We start from the raw sequence: 20,710 nt of genomic DNA, 5'->3' as shown, positions 1-20,710 counted from the left end.
GTATCGATCTGCGCGGCCTGACCGCCGCCGCAGATCTACTCTTCCAGCCGCTCCGTCAGTTCCACGTCATTCAGCTTCATTCTTCCGCGCAGCGCGCACTCCCAGACAATCAGCACCCGCCAGCCCTGAGCGTAAAGCTGCGAAACATCGCGTTTATCACGCTCGACGTTCCTGCCAATCTTCTCCAGCCAGAAGTCGGTGCGTGTCGCCGGGACTTTAAACAGATAGCAGTCATGATGATGCCAGAAACAGCCGTGGGTGAAGATGATGCACTGATACGCGTCGATGACGAAATCAGGACGCCCGGCAAGCGTGGCATCCTGAACCCTGAATTCAAACCCGACGGCGGTCAGGAGGCCCGCGATCCGTTTTTCAATCGCGGTATCACGCGTGCCGATGGCACGCATGTTTTTACTGCGCGTGGCCTTATTGTGAACGTCCGCCATTGACGGCCTCGCTCTGACGAAGCTGAACGGCCTTGCTGATGCGTGAGGCCAGCAGTTTTGCTACCGCGGCAAAGGCGGGTACCACCACCGAGTTGCCAAACTGACGATAGGCCTGGGTATCCGACACCGGGATGCGAAAACTGTAGCCCTGCGGCGTCTCAAAGCCCATTAAGCGGGCGCACTCGCGCGGCGTTAAGCGCCGCGGCCGGTGCTGTTGGTTCTGTGGATCGTCAAAATCTTTTTCGCCCAGCGCCTTATCCCAGCCGCGATCGATAAGAATTTCCGCGCCATCTTTGTAATAGCGCGCCGACAGCGTACGCGTCACGCTGTCAGGATTAAGCGGATCGACCATGCCAAACCCAAAGCCATTGCCTTTGGCCTGATGCTTTTTGGCATAACGATAGAGGTATTTCCACAACACCGGCGTCAGAATGAATTTCGCATCGACGGCGGGCTCCAGCAGATCGGCCACCGTCGGGCGGCGCGCAGGATAGAGCGAGGGCAAATCACGCAGCGTAAAATCGCCTTTCAGATTGAGATCGCGGCGAAAGCCCACCAGCACGATGCGTTCGCGATGCTGTGGCAGGAAGTGTTTGCCGTCGATAATTTTCGGATCGTCCGGCCCCATGTCCTCTGCATCCGCCACGTCATAACCCAGTTCATCCAGCGTTTGCATGATAATGCGGAAGGTTTTGCCGCCGTCATGACTCTTTAAATTCTTGACGTTCTCCAGCACAAAAATTGCCGGGCGGCGGGCATCAATAATCCGGGCAACGTCAAAGAACAGTGTGCCCTGCGTATCGCAGGCAAAGCCGTGTGCGCGTCCCAGCGCGTTCTTCTTCGACACGCCAGCTAGCGAGAACGGCTGACACGGAAAGCCCGCCAGCAGCACGTCGTGCGCCGGAATGGTATTGCGAATGTGTTCGGCGGCCTCTTCATCGCTGACGCCGGTTTTGTGGCTCAGCGTGACATCACGAATATCCGCGTTGAACTGGTGCGCGTCGGGATCGCAATACCAGTTGGCTTTATAGGTACGGACGGCATGTTTATTCCATTCACTGGTGAACACACACTGCCCGCCAATAGCTTCAAAGCCATGGCGAATGCCGCCGATACCGGCAAAGAGATCGATAAAGCGAAAGGCATAATTTGGATGCGCAGCAGGAGGACGCGGCAGCAAATTTTGCAGATAGCGGAACTCACCGTCGCTCAGGCGGTGCCCTGCCCTGTCGCTTATCAGCAGCCGCTTGAGTATCGCCGGGCTCCAGTGGCTCTCGCCATGGGCCACCAGCTGGTTTGCCAGCGTTTTAGCATCATACATTTCCAGCAGCTGACGCAGGAGTGCCTGCACGGCTGCCGTTGATTTCTCAACCCGCTCAGGCGCGGGCACAGTCACTGATCGATTTTCCTGCATTCTCTTAACCGGACAATAAAGACAGAAAACAGAGTACCACAGTTCAGGATCGCACACTGCGACGGAAATGGGTCAATATCTGGCTGTCGGTTCCGAGGTAATCGCCCTGTAATTCGGCACTCAGCTTCGCCATAAACTGGATCAGAAAATCGGCATTGTGACGCGCAAGTTCGCGCCCCCGCGCGGTTTGCATGGTGTCCGGCAGGCGCAGGAGTTTGGTCTGAAAGTGGTCGAGCGCGAAGGCTTTATCATCCAGCGCTCGTGTTCCGGCAAACGGGTCGTCGGCATCAAACAGCGCGGCGCCCAGCGCACCGGAGACGGCAAAGACGCGCGCCAGGCCGATAGCGCCTAACGCCTCCAGACGGTCGGCATCCTGCACAATTTTGGCCTCCAGACTTTGCGGCGCGATACCGGCACTGAAGCTGTGCGCTTCAATGGCATGTTCAACGGCTGCATAACGATCGGGCGGAAAATCAGGAAAATCGCGACTGAGGATCTCGCGCGTTTCTCGCGCTGCCAGCCGCGAGGAGTGGCTGCGTTGCGGGTGATTTTTCGGCAGGCTGACAATGTCATGGAAGTAGCATGCGGTCAGCACAACCAGCGGATCGCTATCCTCGTCAGCCATTATGGCCTGGGCGGTCATCCAGACGCGGCGAAAATGGGCGATATCGTGCGCCGCATCATCAGTAAAATGATTTTCGTCGAGCCAGCGCTCAAAACGGTGCTGCCACTGCGCAAGTTCCATCATCCCATCCTGTTGCTCAAAAGAGAGTGAATTATAATACACCCGAATCAAAATCTTTAATAAATAGAATTACGAAATACTTAATAATAATTACCCGCTATATTTTCAATGAATTAATTCATATGAAAAATAAAGAGATAAAAAGAAATATTTTGTAATATTTTTACCACTTTAATTACATTTATTTTTGAACCTAAATAATAATCCATAGAATAGTATCAGCCATGTAGTTACGGAGGGTAACTACATATATTCAGAAAATTTATATTTAAAGGGAATATATAATGAAAAGAAAAGTTCTGGCAATTCTCGTACCCGCGTTATTAATGGCTGGCGCAGCAAATGCGGCGGAAATGTATAACAAGAATGGCAACAAAGTTGACCTGTACGGTAAGGTTGATGCGCGTCATACCTTCTCCGACAACCCAGGCGACGACGGCGATGAAACCTATGTACAGGTGGGTTTCAAAGGCGAAACGCAGATCACGAACGAACTGACAGGTTATGGCCAGTGGGAATATAAAACCTACGCTAACAACACCGAAAGCGCAGGGGATAAATCTTTCAACCGTCTGGCATACGCTGGCCTGAAATTTGGCGACTACGGCTCATTTGATTACGGCCGTAATTACGGCGTCGTGTATGACGTAGAAGCCTGGACCGATATGCTGCCGGTATTTGGTGGAGATTCTTACACCTGGACCGATAACTTCATGAACGGTCGTGCTAACGGTCTGGCAACTTACCGTAATAACGATTTCTTCGGTCTGGTCGACGGCCTGCACTTTGCGCTGCAATATCAGGGTGCTAACGAAGGTGCTAACGCAAATGAAAACCAGGAAGGCACCAAAAACGGCCATAACGACGTACGTTTCCAGAACGGCGACGGCTTCGGTATGTCCACCTCCTATGACTTCTCTGGCGATCTGTCTGGTCTGAGCCTGGGTGCTGCGTACTCTTCTTCCGACCGTACTAACGCACAAGAAGGTGCAGGTCAAAACAATGCACTCTACGCCGGCGGTAAAACAGCCGAAGCATGGGCCATTGGCGCGAAATACGATGCCAATAACGTCTATCTGGCGATGATGTACGCTGAAACCCGCAACATGACCCCATACGGCGATTATGGTATTGCGGATCAGACTCAGAACTTCGAAGCGGTGGCACAGTACCAGTTCGACTTCGGTCTGCGTCCATCCCTGGCATGGGTTTACTCTAAAGGTAAGGACATGACTTATCCAGGCTACGCTGGCAACCCGCAGGGTCAGAAAGGCGATATGGATCTGGTTAACTACATCGACGTGGGCATGACCTACAGCTTCAACAAGAACTTCTCCACCTATGTTGACTACAAAATCAACATGCTGGACAACGATGAACGCTTCTACGAAGCAAACGGTATTTCTACCGATGACATCGTTGGCGTAGGCATGACCTACCAGTTCTAATCCCTCTCAATATTAAAGCCCGCGATGCGGGCTTTTTTATTTGACGCTGAAATATTACGGCGCTTCCTGCAAGGCCAGGCGAACAAACCCGTTGTTCTGCGCCAGCAATTCATGCGCTTTCCAGGCATCCAGCCCCGTCAGCACCATCAGTACCGCCGTTTTGCACTGGTGGTTACAGCTTTCCAGCGCGGCCTTCGCCTGCGCCCGGCTACATCCCCCTGCTTCCATCACAATGGCAATTTGTCGTTCGGCCCATCTGGTGTTGCTTGCCTCCAGATCAACGCGCAGGTTGCTGTACACCCGTCCGGAACGTACCGCCAGACCGGTGGTGATCATATGCAGGATCATGCTTTGCGCAATGCCTGCTTTAGCGTTGGTATACCCGGCCACCACATCCGCGCCCAGATCGGGAGCAATGACCATACTCGCCAGTTGCGCCGCTTCACTTTGCGCATCCTCCGTAATGAGCGCAACCGTTGAGCCCAGGGACCACGCATGACGCATCGCGCCCCATACCCATGGGGTTTTGCCGCTGACGGACAGCGCCAGCATCATGTCATGCTCGCCAAATTCTATCGTCTGAAGGTCGGCAACGCCGCTCGCGTAGCTTCCGGCGTTATCACCTGCTGTTAACGCAATGACAGGGTGTTTGCCCGGCGCAAACGCTTCTGCCGCCTGCTCCGCCACGCGTCCGGACGCGCCCGCGCCGGTCAGCACCAGACGTCCGCCGTGGCTAAGCGTCGCCGCCGCGTTATCCACCACGCGGGCCAGCATACTTAAGTGAGGGGTAAGTGCAGAAGAGATTTGCGCGTCATCCTGGTGTATGACGTTAAGCATATCCAGCGTCGATAATCTGTCGATGTTCATCGTGCTGGCGTGCCGTCTTTCCCTGGCCGTACCGGTAAGCATAATGCTCATAAACTGCCTCCTTATTATGAGTACCCTCACACTATAAAGTGTTTTATATAGGTCACCTGAGAGGAGGCTCACGAAACGCCTCTCTTTACATGGCTTTATGAAACGCCCGTCATCAGCGATAATTAGCCCTTTCTTTTTCATCGCGGAGTGTTAATGAGCGATTTGCAGCCCTTCCCCCCGACGCGCAAGCGCCCTATGAAGCTGAATACGCTGGTTACGCTGATGGTGTGCGCGATTATCGGCTCGGTGCTGCTGGTGGTTTTCGCGCTTTACTCTGTGCAGATCACCCGCGCCACGCGCGATGACGTGAAAGATACCGCGCTGGGTATCGCCCGGACGCTGGCCGACAGCCCGGAAATCAAGCGTGGCCTGATGGAATCGCCGCAGGCTGGCATCATCCAGCCGATTGCCCAGGCGGTGACGAAGCGCAACGACCTGCTGTTTACCGTGGTCACCGACCTGCGTGGGATCCGCTATTCCCATCCAAACGAAGCGCTGTTAGGTTTGCATTTTATTGGCGACGATCTGACGCCCGCCCTGGAAGGGAAAGAGAATGTCTCCGTTAACCGCGGCGCGCTCGCGGAAGCGCTGCGCGTCTTTACGCCCGTGTATGACGACCAGCACGACCAGATCGGCGTGGTGGTGGTGGGTATCTCGCTGAATAAAGTTGAAGATCAGATTGCCCGCGGGCGGCTCAACGCCGTGTGGACCATCTTATTCAGCGTTCTGATGAGTTCAGTGGCGATATGGGGTCTGGTCCGGGTTCTGAAACGTATCCTCTTCGGGCTGGAGCCTTACGAGATCTCCGCCCTCTTTGAGCAGCGCCAGGCCATGTTGCAGTCCCTGCGCGAAGGCGTGATGGCCGTGGATATGCACGGGCGCGTGACGATGATTAACCACACCGCCAGAGAAATATTACTCCTGACCTCGGGCCAGCACTCCGAAAGCAGCAGTGAACCGCTGCTGGCCAGCCTGCGCGAAGTATCCAGGACCGGCATTGCCCGCCAGGATCAGGAGATCGGCTGTAACGGGCGGCTGCTGCTGTGCAACATGGTCCCCGTGAAAAGCCAGAATCAGGTGATCGGGGCGATCAGCACGTTCCGCGATAAGACCGAAATCAGCCAGTTAATGCAGCGTATCGATGGCATGGTCAGCTACGTTGATGCCCTGCGCGCTCATACGCACGAATTTATGAACAAGCTGCACGTGATCCTCGGCCTGCTGCACATGAAGCGCTACGATAAGCTGGAGGAGTACATCATCCAGACTGCGCAGAATTATCAGACGGATATCGGCGCGATACAGCGCAAAGTTAAATCCCCGGTCATTGCGGGCTTCCTGCTGGGTAAAATTAACCGCGCCAAAGAGGTCGGGGTGACCCTGACGCTGGCGGAGGAGAGCCAGCTTCCTGACACCGCCAATGAAGAGCAGGTTGCGGTGCTGATCACCGTACTGGGCAATTTAATCGAAAATGCCCTGGATGCGATGGAAGGTCAGCCGGAAGGCGAGATCGGCCTGCTGCTGCATTATCAGAACGGCTGGCTGAGCGGTGAGGTCAGCGATGACGGTCCCGGCATTGATCCCGAGCGGCTGGAGGCTATTTTTACAAAGGGCTACTCAACAAAAGGTGAAAACCGCGGCGTTGGGCTGTTCCTTGCGCGTCAGCAGATCCAGAATCTGGGCGGAGATATTACCGTCGAGTCGGAGCCTGGCGTATTTACCCAATTTTTTGTTCAGATCCCCTGGGATAGCGAGAGGAATATCGCGTGATAAATGTGTTAATTGTCGATGATGACGCCATGGTAGCCGACCTCAACCGTCTTTATGTTAACCGCGTTGAGGGTTTTAGCTGCTGCGGCGTCGCTTCCACGCTCAACCAGGCCGAGGCGTTGATCGCCAACCCAGGCCAGCCGATCGATCTGGTGCTGCTGGATGTCTATATGCAGCAGGATAACGGGCTGGATCTGCTGCCCATCATCCGCGCGTCGGGCCGCCCGATTGACGTCATTATGATCTCGTCGGCCTCCGACGCCGCAACGATCCAGACCTCAATGCACTATGGCGTGGTGGATTACCTGATTAAACCGTTCCAGTTCCCGCGTTTTGAAGAGGCGCTGAACGGCTGGAAGGCAAAGCGCAGCCTGATGGGATCGCATCAGTATTATGAACAGGCCGACGTCGACAGGCTGATCCACGGCGGCGCGCCGGAGCTGGCCGACAGCAAAAAATTACCGAAAGGCCTAACGCCGCAGACGCTGCGCACCATTTGCCAGTGGATCGACAGCCATCCAGAGATAGAATTTTCCACCGACGATCTGGCGAATGCGGTCAACATTTCCCGCGTGTCATGCCGCAAATACCTGATCTGGCTGGCACAAATCAATATCCTGTTCACCAGCATTCACTACGGCGCTACCGGCCGGCCGGTATATCGCTACCGTTTGCAGCCGGAACAGGTCGGACTGCTCAAACAGTACTGCCAGTAATTCGGTAGCTGTCGTCCAGAAGGGTAAAACGGAAGTGGTGCATCGAGGAGATCACCACTTCTTTTGTTTTGGTGACAAAGATGGCTTCAATATCGGGGCGCGAACGCAGCGCGGCGCAGCCCTTTTCCACGCCCATGCCGTAGATCAGCGTGGTCCAGATATCGCCGTCGAGGGAGTCCTGCGAAATAATCGTCACGCTGTCCAGTTCGTTATCCAGCGGGTAACCGGTGCGTGGGTCAAGTATGTGGTGATAGCGTTTGCCGTTCTGCTCGAAATAGCGCTCATAGGTGCCAGACGTCACCACCGACCGGTTTTCGACCGTCATGGCGCCAATCAGCGCATCAGCGGCGAACGGTTTTTTCAGGCCGACGCGCCAGCCGCCCTCCGGCGAGCCTAACGTCTGGACGTTGCCGCCAAGGTTGATCAGCCCGAGTTCGGCACCCTCTTTATGCAGGTAATCCCGCACCCTGTCGGCGATATAGCCTTTAGCAATGGCCCCCAGATCGATCTCCATTCCCTGGCGAGTAAGAAACACGCTGCTGTTGGCTTCATCCAGCACCACGTCCGCAGGATGCGTGATGCCCAGCAAGGCGGCGATCTCGTCCGCGGGCGGTACCGCGTCCCCCTTAAAGCCAATTTTCCAGCGCTTCACCAGCGGGCCGATCACCAGGTTAAAGGCGCTGTCTTTAAGCAGGCTGGCCGCTTTCGCGCAGCGGATCAGTTCAAACACCGGGCGACTGACGGCAACCGGATGCTGACCGGCCGCATGGTTGATGTCCATTACCTGGGAGTGCGCGCGGTTAACGGTGAGCAGATCTTCGTACTGTTTGATCAGGCGAAACACGCGGGAGGCAAGCGCTTCGTCATGGGAAAAGAGTTTCAGGAGGATGGGCGATCCCATCAGAACGGCGGAGTAACTGTAAACGCGATGGCTATCAGGCATTGCATGAGTCCTCAGTTGTAGCCCCGGCAGGCACCGCGCCGCCGGGGAAACAGGAGCCTTACCGTGTTTTCGAACGCATAGCCGCCTGATGTCCTGCAAGCGTACCAAAAATAATGATATCTGCCACCGCGTTACCGCCGATACGGTTACCGCCGTGGATGCCCCCGACAACCTCACCCGCAGCAAACGCTCCCGGCAATACGTTGTGGTTGCTGTCCAGCACGCAGGTTTCTGTGTTAATGGTCACGCCGCCCATGGTGTGGTGAACGCCCGGTGCAATCTGAATGGCGTAGAATGGCCCTTCGTTGATTGGCGCACGCAGCGCGGTGGTGCGGCCGAAATCATCATCGTGCTGTTTCTCCACAAAGCCGTTGTAGCGTTCCAGCGTTGCCAGGAACTGATGGTGATCCATCCCCAGCGCTTCCGCCAGGGCTTTTGGCGAGCTGGCGCTGGTAACAAACCCTTTCGCGATGTACTCATCCGCGGCTTTGTTTTTGGCGCGAACATGCTCGTCAAAGACGATGTAAGCGTATTTCTCCGGCAGCGCGATGATCTGCGCCGAGACTTTATCGCGGGTCTCCATTTCGTTAAAGAATCGGTTCCCCTGTTGATTGACCAGAATCGCCCCGCCGCCGCGGATGGATTCGGAAATCAGATACGAGGTTTTCTGCTCAACGGTTGGGTGGATCTGAATTTCGCCCATATCCACGGTGCCCGCACCGATACGCTCCAGCAGCGCGATGCCGCCCCCGGTCGCCCCTTTGTGGTTGGTGGTAACGAACCCTGCCAGATCCGGACGGTATTTCACCACCATCTGGCTGTTGGCGCTGAAGCCGCCCGTTGCCACAATCACGCTTTTGGTTGCCACGGTGAGGGTTTCGTTCTCTTCGGTGGTCAGACGCACACCGGTCACTTCGCCGTTCTCGAAGATGATGTCGCTCACGGAGGTATCCAGCATCACCTCGATGTTACGCTTGTTGACGTTACGCACCAGGCCGCTGATCAGATACCCGCCCACTGCGGAACCGTCTTTCGGACGGTGCGTACGGTCGATGCTCATCCCGCCGGTGGTGGTAATGTCGTTCAGCATAATGCCGCGCGTGGCCAGCCATTCGATGGCCTGCGGCGCGTTCTCGACAAAGCGACGCAGCAGTTCAGGGTTGTTCTTGTTGCCACCGCCTTTCAGACTTTCCTGGTAGAACAGCTCTTTGCTGTCCTGAATACCTTTCACGCGCTGGAAGCGGGTCTCCGCCGCGTTCATCCCGGCCGAGGCTTTAATGGTGTTCCCGCCGATGGTTGGCATTTTCTCGACGATCAGCACGCTCGCGCCTTCGTCATGCGCCTGAATCGCCGCCGCCAGCCCTGCACCGCCGCTGCCGACCACTACCACGTCCACGCTTTTAGTCTCATTCGGGTCAGCGCCCTCTTCTGCCGCCAGCGCTTTACTGGATTTCAGCATCGCCTTCGAGACCGCTTTTTTCACCGCCTCGCTCTGGCTGGTCGCGCCGGTGATAGCATCCACGTGCGGGGTGTTGGCGTCCAGAATACGGGTGCGGATCTCTTCGAAGCTGGTGACAAACTCGACGTCTTCACTCGGGCCGGAGGCCAGTTCGATATCGGCGATGCGGTCGGTTTCGAGGCTGACGTTAATCACCAGTTCGTTGGCATCGTCCTGCACTTTTTCAATAAAGGTGCCTGGTTTGAATTTGGATTCACCCATGCTCATGTCGCGGATCATCGCCTCCACCAGCGAGAAGCGCCACAGCGGTTCCGGAATGCTCAGTTCTTCGCGTCGGGTACTGTCCATAAACAGATCCAGGCTTTCGCCCGCCGCGATGCGATCGGTCCAGTCCGGATAGGCGATGGTGGCGCGGCCAACGGCAATCAGGTCGTAACCGTGATCCAGCGCTTCATTCACATCCGTGGCATTCACCACGCCGCCAACGCCCATCACCGGCACCTGAGCCAGCGTGTCAGAGCGCATGGCGCAGTATTTTTCGATAAGTGGCGTCGGGTCCTGAGTATCGACAATAGAAGGACGCAGGGCGGCGCCAAGGGAGAAGTGAAGATAATCCACCCCGCGCGCGGCCAGTTTTTCCAGCAGATACAGGGTGTCCTCAAAGCGGATGCCCGGGACTTCCAGCTCTTCCGGAGAGAAACGGTAGCCAATGATAAACGCGTCGTCCGCGTACTGGCGCACCATCTTGTGGGTAATGTCCAGCACCGCCAGCGGGAATTTCGCGCGGTTTTCGCGGCTGCCACCCCACTCGTCGTCACGCTGGTTGGAGTTCGGGGAGAAGAACTGCTGGATCAGATAGGTATTCGCCCCGTGGATTTCGACGCCGTCGAAGCCGGCCTGAATTGCGCGGCGTACGGCTTCGCCGAACTTGCCGATCATGCCTTCCACCTCTTCCGCGGTCAGGGCAACCGGCGTGGCGGCACCGTCACGCGGCGCGGCAACGGCGCTTGGGCCAACCGGCGTGCGGCCCCCGATCAGTTTTGGGTCGACCATGCGGCCGCCGTGGTAGATTTGCAGCAGGGCTTTGGAGCCTTTTGACTTGATGGCGTCAGCGATTTTTGCCAGCCCGGCGATTTTCTCGTCGTTATCAATACCAATTGCGCCCGGGAACGCCAGGCCGAGATCGTCAACAAAACAGCACTCAACGATAATCGTGCCGATGCTGCCCGCGCGGGCGCGGTAGTACTCCACCAGCTCGCTGGTCACGGTGCCATCGTAATAACCGGTACAGGTTGTCATCGGGGCCATTAACAAACGGTTTTTCAGTTCAGTACCATTCGGTAATGTGAAGGGGCTTAAAATACGTTCGTTAGTGCTCATAATAGAAACTCCAAACTTTAAAAATTAAGAATTCGTTATCGGGATGATTTTTTATTTCGTGTTTTTTGCCGATGTCATGATAGTAATATAAATCTTTTTTTAGTTTCTAAAGCCATTACGTTAGTTAATAAACTATTTAATCCCTTCGATAACATTAATAATACATTGGTGTTAGCGGGAATGTTTCACTCGTTCACAATAATTTAAAAAAAGTTAAATTATAAAAGGTCAAACCAATACACCATGATCAATATAAAACCTTATAAAACAACAACAAACGAAAACACCAAGATTCAAGTGTTATAGTTTTGATACATAACATACTTAAAATCAGTGAATAACCACACTACCCAGAGTGGTTATTATAAAAAGTATAAAAATAGCCATTCAGTTCCGTTTTTTTGATCGCGATCAATAGTTATGGCATTCAAAAGAGCAATATAAAAACATCATCATTTTTTATTTAGCGCAAACCAAAATGCGTTAAATCGCTATTAGTGAAAACACAAAACCGCACCTTAAATAACTAAAAAAAGCAAAAAGGATACTTCAATCGAATTTGTGTTTTCGCCGGGCGACGAATTTTTGACAACTTAAGACGTGAAACTATGAATACAAAAACTGCTGTAACGCCTCCTGCGGCGAATCTGGCATCAAATGGAACAGCAAAACGACTGCTGATGATGGCTCTGCCCGTCATTGTTGCCGTCCTGCTGTTGTTTGTCCCCGTTCCGGAAGGGCTGCCGCCATATGCGTGGCACTACTTTGCCATCTTTGTCGGCGTCATCGTCGGGTTAATTTTCGAACCGCTGCCGGGCGCCGTGATCGGTCTTACCGGCGTCGTGGCGATTGCGCTGTGCAGCCAGTGGGTGCTCTTTAGCCCGGAACAGCTGGCTGATCCAAAATTCAAGCTGGCGGGCGCCTCCTTTAAATGGGCGGTCAGCGGGTTTGGTAACTCCACCGTCTGGCTGATTTTCGGTGCCTTTATGTTCGCCGCAGGCTACGACAAAACCCGCTTCGGCCGCCGTCTGGCGCTGATTCTGGTGAAGTACCTGGGCCGTCGCAGCCTGACGCTCGGTTACGCCATTACCTTCGCAGACCTGCTGCTCGCGCCGTTCACCCCGTCCAACACCGCGCGCAGCGGCGGGACCATCTACCCGATCATCGCCAACCTGCCGCCGCTGTACGGTTCAAAACCCAATGACCCAAGCGCGCGCAAAATCGGTTCGTATCTGATGTGGGTAGCCATCACCGCGGCCTGTATCACCAGCTCGATGTTCCTTTCCGCTCTGGCACCTAACCTGCTGGCGCTGGCGCTGGTAAAAAGCACGGTCGGAATTGATATCTCCTGGGGGACCTGGTTCCTCGCCTTCCTGCCGCTGGGCATCCTGCTGATCCTGACCATGCCGCTGCTGGCTTACTGGTTCTACCCGCCGGAAGTGAAAGTGAATAACGAAGTCCCGCTGTGGGCGACCCGTGAACTGGAAAAACTGGGCAAACTGTCGCGCAATGAGATCCTGCTGCTGGTGTTCGTGTGCTGTGCGCTGCTGATGTGGATCTTCGCCGCGGCGTGGATTGAACCGGCCATGGCTGCCCTGCTGATCGTTGGCCTGATGCTGTGGACCGGCGTGCTGGAGTGGAACGATATCACCGGCAACAAAGCCGCGTGGAACACCTTCGTCTGGTTCGCTACCCTGGTGGCGCTGGCGGATGGCCTCTCCTCCACCGGCTTTATCAGCTGGCTGGGTAAAGAAGGCGGCCTGCTGATGAGCGGTATCTCTCCGGGTGTCGCCACCATCGTACTGCTGCTGGCGTTCTATCTGCTGCACTACCTGTTCGCCAGCACCACCGCGCACACCACGGCGCTGCTGCCTGCGATGCTGACCATCGCCTCCACCATTCCGGGCATGAATATGGAAGTGTTCGTCTTGCTGATGGTGACCTCGCTGGGCGTGATGGGGATCATCACCCCTTACGGTACCGGTCCAAGCCCGATTTACTACGGTAGCGGCTACCTGCCAACCAAAGACTACTGGCGCCTCGGCACCATCTTCGGCGCCATCTTCCTGGCAGCTCTGCTGCTGATTGGCTACCCGTGGATGTCCATGATGTTCTGATTCCTGACCGCCGGACATTTCCTCCGGCGGTTAAATTTTTGTGGAGCAAGCTATGTCAAACAAACCCTTTATCTACCAGACCCCCTTCCCCCTCGCGCATGACGATACCGAATATTATCTGCTGACCAAAGAGCACGTTTCCGTTGCCGAGTTCGACGGTCAGGAAGTGCTGAAAGTCGAGCCAGAGGCGCTGACCCTGCTGGCACAGCAGGCCTTCCACGACGCGGCATTTATGCTGCGCACCTCTCACCAGAAGCAGGTTGCGGCTATTCTGAGCGACCCGGAAGCCAGCGAGAACGATAAGTACGTTGCCCTGCAATTCCTGCGCAACTCCGAGATTGCGGCGAAAGGCGTGCTGCCCACCTGTCAGGATACCGGTACGGCAATCATTATGGGTAAGAAAGGCCAGCGCGTCTGGACCGGCGGCGGCGACGAAGCGGCGCTGAGTCAGGGCGTGTATAACACCTATATTGAAGACAACCTGCGCTACTCGCAGAATGCGGCGCTGGATATGTATAAAGAGGTGAACACCGGCACCAACCTGCCCGCGCAGATCGACCTCTACAGCGTTGATGGTGACGAGTATAAATTCCTGTGCATGGCGAAAGGCGGCGGCTCTGCCAACAAAACTTATCTGTATCAGGAAACCAAAGCGCTGATCACCCCGGCGAAGCTGAAAAATTATCTGGTTGAGAAGATGCGGACCCTCGGTACCGCGGCCTGCCCGCCTTACCATATCGCCTTCGTTATCGGCGGCACCTCAGCGGAAGCCACGCTGAAAACCGTCAAGCTCGCCTCTGCGCGCTACTACGATGGCCTGCCAACCGAAGGCAATGCGCACGGCCAGGCATTCCGCGACGTCCAGCTCGAGCAGGAACTGCTTCAGGAAGCGCAAAACCTCGGCCTTGGCGCGCAGTTCGGCGGGAAATACTTCGCGCACGATATTCGCGTGATCCGTCTGCCGCGCCACGGCGCCTCCTGCCCGATCGGCATGGGGGTCTCCTGCTCCGCTGACCGCAACATCAAGGCGAAGATTAACCGCGAGGGGATCTGGATTGAGAAGCTGGAGCACAATCCGGGCCAGTATATTCCTGAATCCCTGCGCCAGCAGGGAGAAGGCGACGTGGTAAGCATTGATCTGAACAAGCCGATGCCCGACATTCTGGCGCAGCTTTCCTCGCACCCGGTATCCACCCGCCTGTCGCTGAGCGGCACCATCATCGTGGCGCGCGACATCGCCCATGCGAAGCTGAAAGAGCTGCTCGACAACGGGGAAGAACTGCCGCAGTACGTTAAAGATCACCCGATTTACTATGCAGGCCCGGCGAAAACGCCGGAAGGCTACGCGTCTGGCTCCTTAGGCCCAACCACCGCCGGGCGTATGGACTCCTACGTGGACTTACTGCAATCCCACGGTGCGAGCATGATCATGCTGGCCAAAGGTAACCGCAGCCAGCAGGTCACCGACGCCTGCCATAAGCATGGCGGCTTCTACCTCGGCAGCATCGGCGGCCCGGCGGCGGTGCTGGCGCAAAACAGCATCAAGAGCCTGGAGTGCGTGGCGTATCCTGAACTGGGAATGGAAGCCATCTGGAAAATTGAAGTGGAGAACTTCCCGGCGTTTATCCTGGTGGATGACAAAGGCAACGACTTCTTCCAGCAGATCCAGAATAAACAGTGCAAAGGGTGCTCACAGCGCTGAACGTTGCCATAACGCCGGAAGCAGCGACAGCGTATCGTTGATCAACCCGCGCTTGTCGCTGCCCGGCTTCCAGATAGTGACCATCGTCTGGCTTATTCCCTGGCTGCCCACTTCGGTGGGCAGCCTTTTTACATTTTTCCACTGCGTTGCCTGAAGATGGGTCGGCAAAAACCCCCAGCCGCAGCCCTGCTCCAGCAGGCCGCGCAGCATCTCCAGTTCGTTAGTGAAAAGCGTGTGCCCTGAAATTTGCAGGCGACGGGCAACCGGCTCGTCTGATGCGGCATGCATAATCACCTGTGGCACCAGAGAGAGATCGAGCAGCGACACCGGCGACGCAACCTCCGCAAAAAGCGCCGTTGCGGCGTAAAAATCCATTTCGATCGCCCCCAGCGCCCGCCACTCCATCTCATTGCCCACGCTGCGGTTGCGCGCCTGGCAGATCCCCAGATCGGCCTGACCGTTTGCCAGCATCGCTTCCGCCTCATCGCGCGATGCACTGGTCAGGCTCAGGCGGATCTTTTTCGTCGCCAGAGTGGCAATCAGCGCCTGTAAAAAAGCTCTGGGTGTGAACGGATCGTAAACGAGGGCAATGTCCTGCGTCGCGCTGTCCGGTACCGATCTGGCAAACGCCTCAAACGCTTTGACCTGCCGCATCAGCAGGTGCGCCTGCCGCTGAAGCTGCTCCCCCTCCGGCGTCAGGCGCAGGCTGCGCCCCTCCCGCAGGAACAGAGCGTAGCCCAGCCCATCCTCAAGGAAATCGATCAGATCCCGGAGGGTAGTACGATCTTTGCCGAGTTTACTGGCCGCCTTCATCAGGCTGCCGTGTTCAGCGACGGCAGTGAACGCCTCAAGCTGGGCAAAGGAATAGATCAGTGATGCCACGCCATTCTCCACGCAATTTTTACGGGGGATTTTCCCCCATAACGCGTTTTTTATTATAGGCCGCAGGTTCTTAAACTGAAGTCCTTCCTGAGCCAAACGAGATAAATATGAAAATCAAAACAAACCGCACGCTGCTCGCGGCGCTGGTTGTCAGCAGCCTGCTCTCGCCCGCCGTTATGGCGGCCTGCAACGGTACCGACCTCACCACCTGTCCGGCGCCTTTCGATGCCAGACTCCCAGACGCGCATACCATGCTCACCTGGAGCCAGGCCGATCGCGTGGTGGGCTTTCGCAATGACTACCGCAACTACGCGGGGGACGTGTTCCGCCACGGCAACGCTACGCCGCTGCTGCCCGCAGAAAAACCGCTCACCGATGCCCGCTATCAGGTGAAGGGTAAGAGTTACACTCTTCAGGATTACCTGAAACGCCAGAACGTCAGCGGCATGCTGGTGCTGAAAAACGGCAAAGTGGCCTATAAATACCTGGGAGAAGGCAATACCGACTCAACGCTCTGGACGTCGCGCTCCGTGGGCAAATCGGTGGTCTCCGCGCTGGTGGGTGTTGCAATTAAAGAAGGGAAAATCCATTCCCTGGACGACCTTGTCACCCAATACGAACCGGATTTAAAAGGCACCGCCTGGGAGGGCGTAACGCTGAAACAGCTCATCACCCACACCTCTGGCGTGGCGTGGAACGAAGATTACACCAACCCGCAATCTGACTTCGCCCGGCTTACCGAATGCGAAGCGAAGCCGGGCACCTACGACTGCGTGCGCACCCTGGTGAAGGGGTTACACCGTGAACACCCGGCGGGCGAAAACTGGTCCTATTCCTCGGGTGGCGCCTGGCTGTTAGGCGATGTGCTTGAGCGCGCCACCGGCATGACGCTCGCGGCGTATCTGGAGAAAAGCATCTGGCAGCCGTACGGCATGGCGAGCGACGGCGTGTGGCATGCCTACAGCAAAGGCCAGCACGACGTGGGTGCGCATGGGTTTAACGCCACGCTGGAAGACTGGGGGCGTTTCGGGGAGTTTATCCTGCATAACGGTACGCTGCCGGACGGGAAGCAGATCCTCCCCGAGGGCTGGGTGAAACAGTCCTCAGCCTGGACACAGGCCAAAGGATCGGTGTCCGACGCGCATCCGAAGGGGTTGTACGGCTACCAGTGGTGGAACAACGAAGTGCCAGTCACCGCCACACACGTGGAGCCGAAAGTCGAAAATTCGCTGAAAGATTCCCTGTGGGCGCTGGGTATTTTTGGTCAGATGATCATGGTTAATCAGAAAGAAAATCTGGTTATCGTCCAGTGGTCCACCTGGCCGCAGGCAGAGCCGTCATTCAGCGCCCAGCCGCTGGAAGCGTCGCTGATGTTTAGCGCGATTGCGACCGCGCTGCGCTGATAATCCCAAGCCAGGCCCCGCCTGGCTTCTCACCTGCGCGATGTCACAAAACTGATATATCAGCAACTTAGCGAAATCGAGTAAATAAAAGATCACCGAAATGTTAAGTTATTGTTGAATATGTAAATACTGGTCAACGCTTTGTCATTAATGCACCACACGCATCGGTTCATGCGCTATTTGCGCTTATTAATTTCCACTTCCTGATCCAGTTTTCAGAAACAGACGAGCATAACGTCACTATAAAACTGGAGATAATCATGGTTTCCTCAACCACACCTGCAACGGTTCGTGCCAAAGCGGGCGCGATTTTCCGCGTCACGTCGGGCAACTTTCTTGAGCAATTCGACTTCTTTCTGTTCGGCTTTTATGCCACCTACATCGCCCATACTTTTTTTCCGGCAAGCAGTGAATTTGCGTCACTGATGATGACCTTCGCCGTCTTTGGCGCGGGCTTCCTGATGCGTCCGATCGGGGCCATTGTGCTGGGGGCTTACATTGATAAAGTGGGTCGCCGTAAAGGGCTGATCGTCACCCTGTCGATTATGGCTGCCGGAACGTTCCTGATCGTGCTGATCCCGTCTTATCAGAGCATTGGCCTGTGGGCGCCGCTGCTGGTGCTGACCGGCCGCCTGTTGCAGGGTTTTTCGGCAGGCGCCGAGCTGGGCGGGGTTTCGGTTTATCTGGCGGAGATCGCCACGCCGGGCCGCAAGGGTTTCTACACCAGCTGGCAGTCGGGTAGCCAGCAGGTCGCCATTATGATCGCGGCGGCGATGGGCTTTGCGCTGAATGTGGTGCTGGAGGAGAGTGCCATTCGCGAATGGGGGTGGCGTATTCCGTTCCTGTTTGGCTGTCTGATTGTGCCGTTTATCTTTTTCCTGCGCCGCAAGCTGGAAGAGACCGAGGAATTTAGCGCCCGTCGCCACCATCTGGCGATGCGTCAGGTCTTCACAACGCTGCTCGCTAACTGGCCGGTAGTCGTCGCGGGTATGCTGATGGTGGCGATGACCACCACCGCGTTTTACCTGATCACCGTTTACGCCCCGACCTTCGGTAAAAAAGTCCTGATGCTCAGCGCGTCGGACAGTCTTCTGGTCACGCTGCTGGTGGCGGTGTCCAACTTTATCTGGCTGCCGGTGGGCGGCGCGCTGTCGGATCGCTTCGGGCGTGAACCGGTGCTGATCGCCATGACGCTGCTGGCGCTGGCGACCAGCTATCCGGCGCTGACGATGCTGGCCGCAGCCCCGAGCTTCTCCATGATGCTGACCGTGCTGCTGTGGCTCTCTTTCCTCTACGGCCTGTATAACGGCGCGATGGTCCCGGCCCTGACGGAGATCATGCCAGCAGAGGTGCGCGTGGCGGGCTTCTCACTGGCTTACAGCCTGGCAACGGCGGTCTTTGGCGGTTTCACGCCGGTGATTTCGACCGCCTTAATTGAGTACACCGGCGACAAAGCCTCCCCGGGCTACTGGATGAGCTTTGCCGCCGTTTGCGCCCTGCTGGCAACGCTTTATCTCTATCGTCGTCGCACGTTAATCCTGCAAACCGCCGTTAAGGAGTGATCCCTCATGCTTACATTCAGAACGGTGATTGTCGCCCTGACCTTCGCCACCCTCAGCGCGGGCGCGCTTGCGCAGGATGTGACGGTGATGATTTCTGGCGGCTTCAAAGCGGCGCTGGAGAAGCTGACGCCGCAGTACGAAGCGCAAAGCGGCGACAGGCTCATTGTGATCTCCGGCCCGTCGATGGGCAAAACGCCGCAGGCCATTCCGGCGCGGCTCGCCCGGGGCGAAAAAGCGGACGTGGTAATTATGGTGGGCGATGCGCTGGCGAAACTGGAACAGGATCGCAGGACGGCGGCGGGCTCCCGCGTGGAGCTGGCGGATTCGCCCGTCGGGATGGTCGTCAAAGCGGGCGCGCCGGTGCCGGATATCAGTACGGTGCCTGCCCTGCGGCAAACGCTGCTGAAGGCGCACTCCATGGCTTATTCCGACAGCGCCAGCGGCCGGTATGTTGAGAGCCAGCTGTTCCGTAAGCTGGGCATCCACGGCCAGGTTCACGATAAAGCGCACCGGGTTGAGCGCATCCCGGTGGCGTCTGAAGTGGCAAAAGGGAAATACGATCTCGGCTTTCAGCAGGTGAGCGAGCTTCTGCCGGTCTCGGGGGTGACGTTTGTGGGTAAGTTGCCTGACGACATGCAGTACATTACCCGTTTCGCCGGAGCCGTAACGCAGAAGGCTGACCATCCCGAACAGGGAAAAGCGCTGCTGACTTTTCTCTCTTCGCCACAGGCCGCCAGCGTCATTACGTCAACGGGCTTAACGCCCGTCAGCGCACCTCGCGATACTGCTCGGTGATCAGCGTTTCGAGTTCGGCAGCAATATAGGACTGGATCCGCCCGCGGCGGCGGATCAGCCCCACGGTTCGCCTGACTTCAGGCTCGGTTAAAGGCACCGACGTCAGCAGCGAATGCTCTGCGCGGGGCATTGACATGGCGGGAACGGCCGCAATACCGATCCCGGCTTCAACCATCCCCAGCATGGTCGTCACGTGCCGCGTTTCGCAGATGCTGGGGCGCTCAGGCCGAATATGCCCGACCCGCTGGTCGAGAAGATTGCGGTTGCCGGAGGTCTTATCCAGACCGATATAATCCTGCTGATAAAAAGCCTGCCACGTCAGGCTTTTTCTTTTTGCAAGCGGGCTGTCGCGTCGGCAGGCGGCCACGTAGACATCCTCCACCAGCGGGACAAACTCGATGTCGGGCTGCAAGCTCCGGGCAAAGCAGATACCAAAATCCGCCTGTCCGCGGGTGACGGCCTCGATAACGTTTCCGGCGCTGCTGTCGATCAGTTTTATGCGCACGCGGGGGTAACGGGACTGAAAGCGGCGGATCACATCCGGCATAAAGTAACAGGCGGCGGACGGCACCGTCGCCACGGTGATCAGCCCCGTACGCTCCTCGCTGGCCTTATCGATATCCGAAAGCATGGACTCCACATCAGCAAGCAGCTGTCCGCACTGGTCGGCAAAGGTCTGTCCATACAGGGTCAGCGTGACGCGGCGGGTGGTTCTGTCGAACAGTTTTGTCCCCAGTGCCGCCTCCAGCTTTTCAATCCTGCGACTCAACGCCGACTGGGAAAGGCAGATAGACTCCGCCGCAAGACGGAAATTGCCGTATTCCAGTAAAGCGCGGAAAGCATAGAGATCGTTGAGGTCAAAATTGACGGGCATACTGACGGGATCCTTAAGCACGGTAGGGTAAGAAGAGATTTATCATAGTCGCGCACGACATACTTCACAAAATGAAGGGGATACCCCTAAAGCGCTATCAACCTGACGGCACATAGTGATAGTTTATGCGGGCTGG

15 protein-coding genes and 1 pseudogene are annotated in these 20,710 nt (G+C 56.5%); 8 read left to right on the top strand and 8 right to left on the bottom strand.

What is annotated here, in order from left to right:
- Positions 1-38: 38 nt before the first annotated feature.
- From RHN82_RS18585 to RHN82_RS18575, 3 genes and pseudogenes are all read right to left on the bottom strand, one after another.
- A pseudogene (locus RHN82_RS18585) lies at positions 39-446 on the bottom strand (very short patch repair endonuclease); the annotation flags it as partial.
- Positions 427-1,860, bottom strand: a complete 1,434-nt coding sequence (locus RHN82_RS18580) for a DNA cytosine methyltransferase (RefSeq protein WP_104999914.1) — start codon at positions 1,858-1,860, stop codon at positions 427-429. The gene RHN82_RS18580 and the pseudogene RHN82_RS18585, both read right to left, overlap by 20 nt.
- A gap of 43 nt (positions 1,861-1,903) precedes the next feature.
- Positions 1,904-2,605, bottom strand: coding sequence for a phosphohydrolase (locus tag RHN82_RS18575; RefSeq protein ID WP_047053554.1), 702 nt, complete (start codon positions 2,603-2,605; stop codon positions 1,904-1,906).
- 284 nt (positions 2,606-2,889) lie between these two features.
- Here RHN82_RS18575 and ompC point away from each other — a divergent pair, with 284 nt between their 5' ends.
- A complete protein-coding gene (gene ompC, locus RHN82_RS18570; RefSeq protein WP_049019469.1) occupies positions 2,890-4,053 on the top strand; it encodes a porin OmpC in 1,164 nt (387 codons plus the stop codon).
- Positions 4,054-4,107: 54 nt separating this feature from the next.
- Here the strand turns inward: ompC and RHN82_RS18565 are convergent, their stop codons facing one another.
- Positions 4,108-4,971, bottom strand: a complete 864-nt coding sequence (locus RHN82_RS18565; protein ID WP_047053553.1) for an N-acetylmuramic acid 6-phosphate etherase — start codon at positions 4,969-4,971, stop codon at positions 4,108-4,110.
- Between the two features lie 153 nt (positions 4,972-5,124).
- On the opposite strand from RHN82_RS18565, the gene RHN82_RS18560 reads away from it, so the two are divergent.
- Both RHN82_RS18560 and dcuR read left to right on the top strand, forming a co-directional pair.
- Positions 5,125-6,741 carry a sensor histidine kinase gene (locus RHN82_RS18560; protein ID WP_047053551.1) on the top strand — a complete coding sequence of 539 codons (1,617 nt, stop codon included), beginning with the start codon at positions 5,125-5,127 and terminating at the stop codon, positions 6,739-6,741.
- The gene (gene dcuR / locus RHN82_RS18555) at positions 6,738-7,457 is read left to right on the top strand and encodes a two-component system response regulator DcuR (protein WP_003859556.1); all 720 of its coding nucleotides are present in this window, start codon (positions 6,738-6,740) and stop codon (positions 7,455-7,457) included. The genes RHN82_RS18560 and dcuR overlap by 4 nt, the downstream gene beginning before the upstream one ends.
- On the opposite strand, the gene RHN82_RS18550 is transcribed toward dcuR, so the two are convergent.
- Together RHN82_RS18550 and RHN82_RS18545 are read right to left on the bottom strand one after the other, a co-directional pair.
- Complete coding sequence (locus RHN82_RS18550; RefSeq protein WP_047053549.1) at positions 7,438-8,400, bottom strand: FAD:protein FMN transferase; 963 nt, start codon at positions 8,398-8,400, stop codon at positions 7,438-7,440. The genes dcuR and RHN82_RS18550 overlap by 20 nt on opposite strands.
- 58 nt (positions 8,401-8,458) lie before the next feature.
- Entirely contained in the window at positions 8,459-11,239 is a 2,781-nt protein-coding gene (locus tag RHN82_RS18545; RefSeq protein ID WP_047053548.1) for a flavocytochrome c, read from the bottom strand.
- Between the two features lie 608 nt (positions 11,240-11,847).
- Between RHN82_RS18545 and RHN82_RS18540 the strand changes: the two genes are divergently transcribed.
- Positions 11,848-13,356, top strand: a complete 1,509-nt coding sequence (locus tag RHN82_RS18540) for an anion permease (RefSeq protein ID WP_017383327.1) — start codon at positions 11,848-11,850, stop codon at positions 13,354-13,356.
- Between the two features lie 52 nt (positions 13,357-13,408).
- Complete coding sequence (gene fumA, locus RHN82_RS18535; RefSeq protein WP_047053546.1) at positions 13,409-15,058, top strand: class I fumarate hydratase FumA; 1,650 nt, start codon at positions 13,409-13,411, stop codon at positions 15,056-15,058.
- On the opposite strand, the gene RHN82_RS18530 is transcribed toward fumA, so the two are convergent.
- Positions 15,047-15,952, bottom strand: coding sequence for a LysR family transcriptional regulator (locus tag RHN82_RS18530; RefSeq protein WP_047053545.1), 906 nt, complete (start codon positions 15,950-15,952; stop codon positions 15,047-15,049). The two genes, fumA and RHN82_RS18530, sit on opposite strands and share 12 nt — an antisense overlap.
- A 95-nt stretch (positions 15,953-16,047) precedes the next feature.
- Here RHN82_RS18530 and RHN82_RS18525 point away from each other — a divergent pair, with 95 nt between their 5' ends.
- The 3 genes from RHN82_RS18525 (at position 16,048) to RHN82_RS18515 (ending at position 19,700) form a co-directional block, all read left to right on the top strand.
- Complete coding sequence (locus RHN82_RS18525) at positions 16,048-17,343, top strand: serine hydrolase (RefSeq protein WP_047053544.1); 1,296 nt, start codon at positions 16,048-16,050, stop codon at positions 17,341-17,343.
- 260 nt (positions 17,344-17,603) lie between these two features.
- On the top strand, positions 17,604-18,905 hold the full coding sequence (locus RHN82_RS18520; protein ID WP_047053543.1) for an MFS transporter: 1,302 nt from the start codon (positions 17,604-17,606) through the stop codon (positions 18,903-18,905).
- A gap of 6 nt (positions 18,906-18,911) precedes the next feature.
- Positions 18,912-19,700, top strand: coding sequence for a substrate-binding domain-containing protein (locus RHN82_RS18515; RefSeq protein ID WP_047053542.1), 789 nt, complete (start codon positions 18,912-18,914; stop codon positions 19,698-19,700).
- On the opposite strand, the gene RHN82_RS18510 is transcribed toward RHN82_RS18515, so the two are convergent.
- On the bottom strand, positions 19,672-20,574 hold the full coding sequence (locus RHN82_RS18510; RefSeq protein WP_310398408.1) for a LysR family transcriptional regulator: 903 nt from the start codon (positions 20,572-20,574) through the stop codon (positions 19,672-19,674). The genes RHN82_RS18515 and RHN82_RS18510 overlap by 29 nt on opposite strands.
- Positions 20,575-20,710: the final 136 nt, after the last annotated feature.

Origin of the sequence: Enterobacter cloacae complex sp. EB5, from assembly GCF_031432835.1 — a bacterium.
Taxonomy (GTDB): Bacteria; Pseudomonadota; Gammaproteobacteria; order Enterobacterales; family Enterobacteriaceae; genus Enterobacter; species Enterobacter hormaechei_C.
This window is presented reverse-complemented; position numbering and strand designations above follow the sequence as displayed.

Coding starts and splice junctions, on each gene's coding strand:
- RHN82_RS18525 (WP_047053544.1), top strand. CDS start 16,048: ATGAAAATCAAAACAAACCGCACGCTGCTCGCGGCGCTGGTTGTCAGC.
- RHN82_RS18520 (WP_047053543.1), top strand. CDS start 17,604: ATGGTTTCCTCAACCACACCTGCAACGGTTCGTGCCAAAGCGGGCGCG.
- fumA (WP_047053546.1), top strand. CDS start 13,409: ATGTCAAACAAACCCTTTATCTACCAGACCCCCTTCCCCCTCGCGCAT.
- RHN82_RS18545 (WP_047053548.1), bottom strand. CDS start 11,239: ATGAGCACTAACGAACGTATTTTAAGCCCCTTCACATTACCGAATGGT.
- RHN82_RS18580 (WP_104999914.1), bottom strand. CDS start 1,860: ATGCAGGAAAATCGATCAGTGACTGTGCCCGCGCCTGAGCGGGTTGAG.
- RHN82_RS18550 (WP_047053549.1), bottom strand. CDS start 8,400: ATGCCTGATAGCCATCGCGTTTACAGTTACTCCGCCGTTCTGATGGGA.
- RHN82_RS18575 (WP_047053554.1), bottom strand. CDS start 2,605: ATGGAACTTGCGCAGTGGCAGCACCGTTTTGAGCGCTGGCTCGACGAA.
- RHN82_RS18540 (WP_017383327.1), top strand. CDS start 11,848: ATGAATACAAAAACTGCTGTAACGCCTCCTGCGGCGAATCTGGCATCA.
- RHN82_RS18565 (WP_047053553.1), bottom strand. CDS start 4,971: ATGAGCATTATGCTTACCGGTACGGCCAGGGAAAGACGGCACGCCAGC.
- RHN82_RS18510 (WP_310398408.1), bottom strand. CDS start 20,574: ATGCCCGTCAATTTTGACCTCAACGATCTCTATGCTTTCCGCGCTTTA.
- RHN82_RS18560 (WP_047053551.1), top strand. CDS start 5,125: ATGAGCGATTTGCAGCCCTTCCCCCCGACGCGCAAGCGCCCTATGAAG.
- RHN82_RS18515 (WP_047053542.1), top strand. CDS start 18,912: ATGCTTACATTCAGAACGGTGATTGTCGCCCTGACCTTCGCCACCCTC.
- ompC (WP_049019469.1), top strand. CDS start 2,890: ATGAAAAGAAAAGTTCTGGCAATTCTCGTACCCGCGTTATTAATGGCT.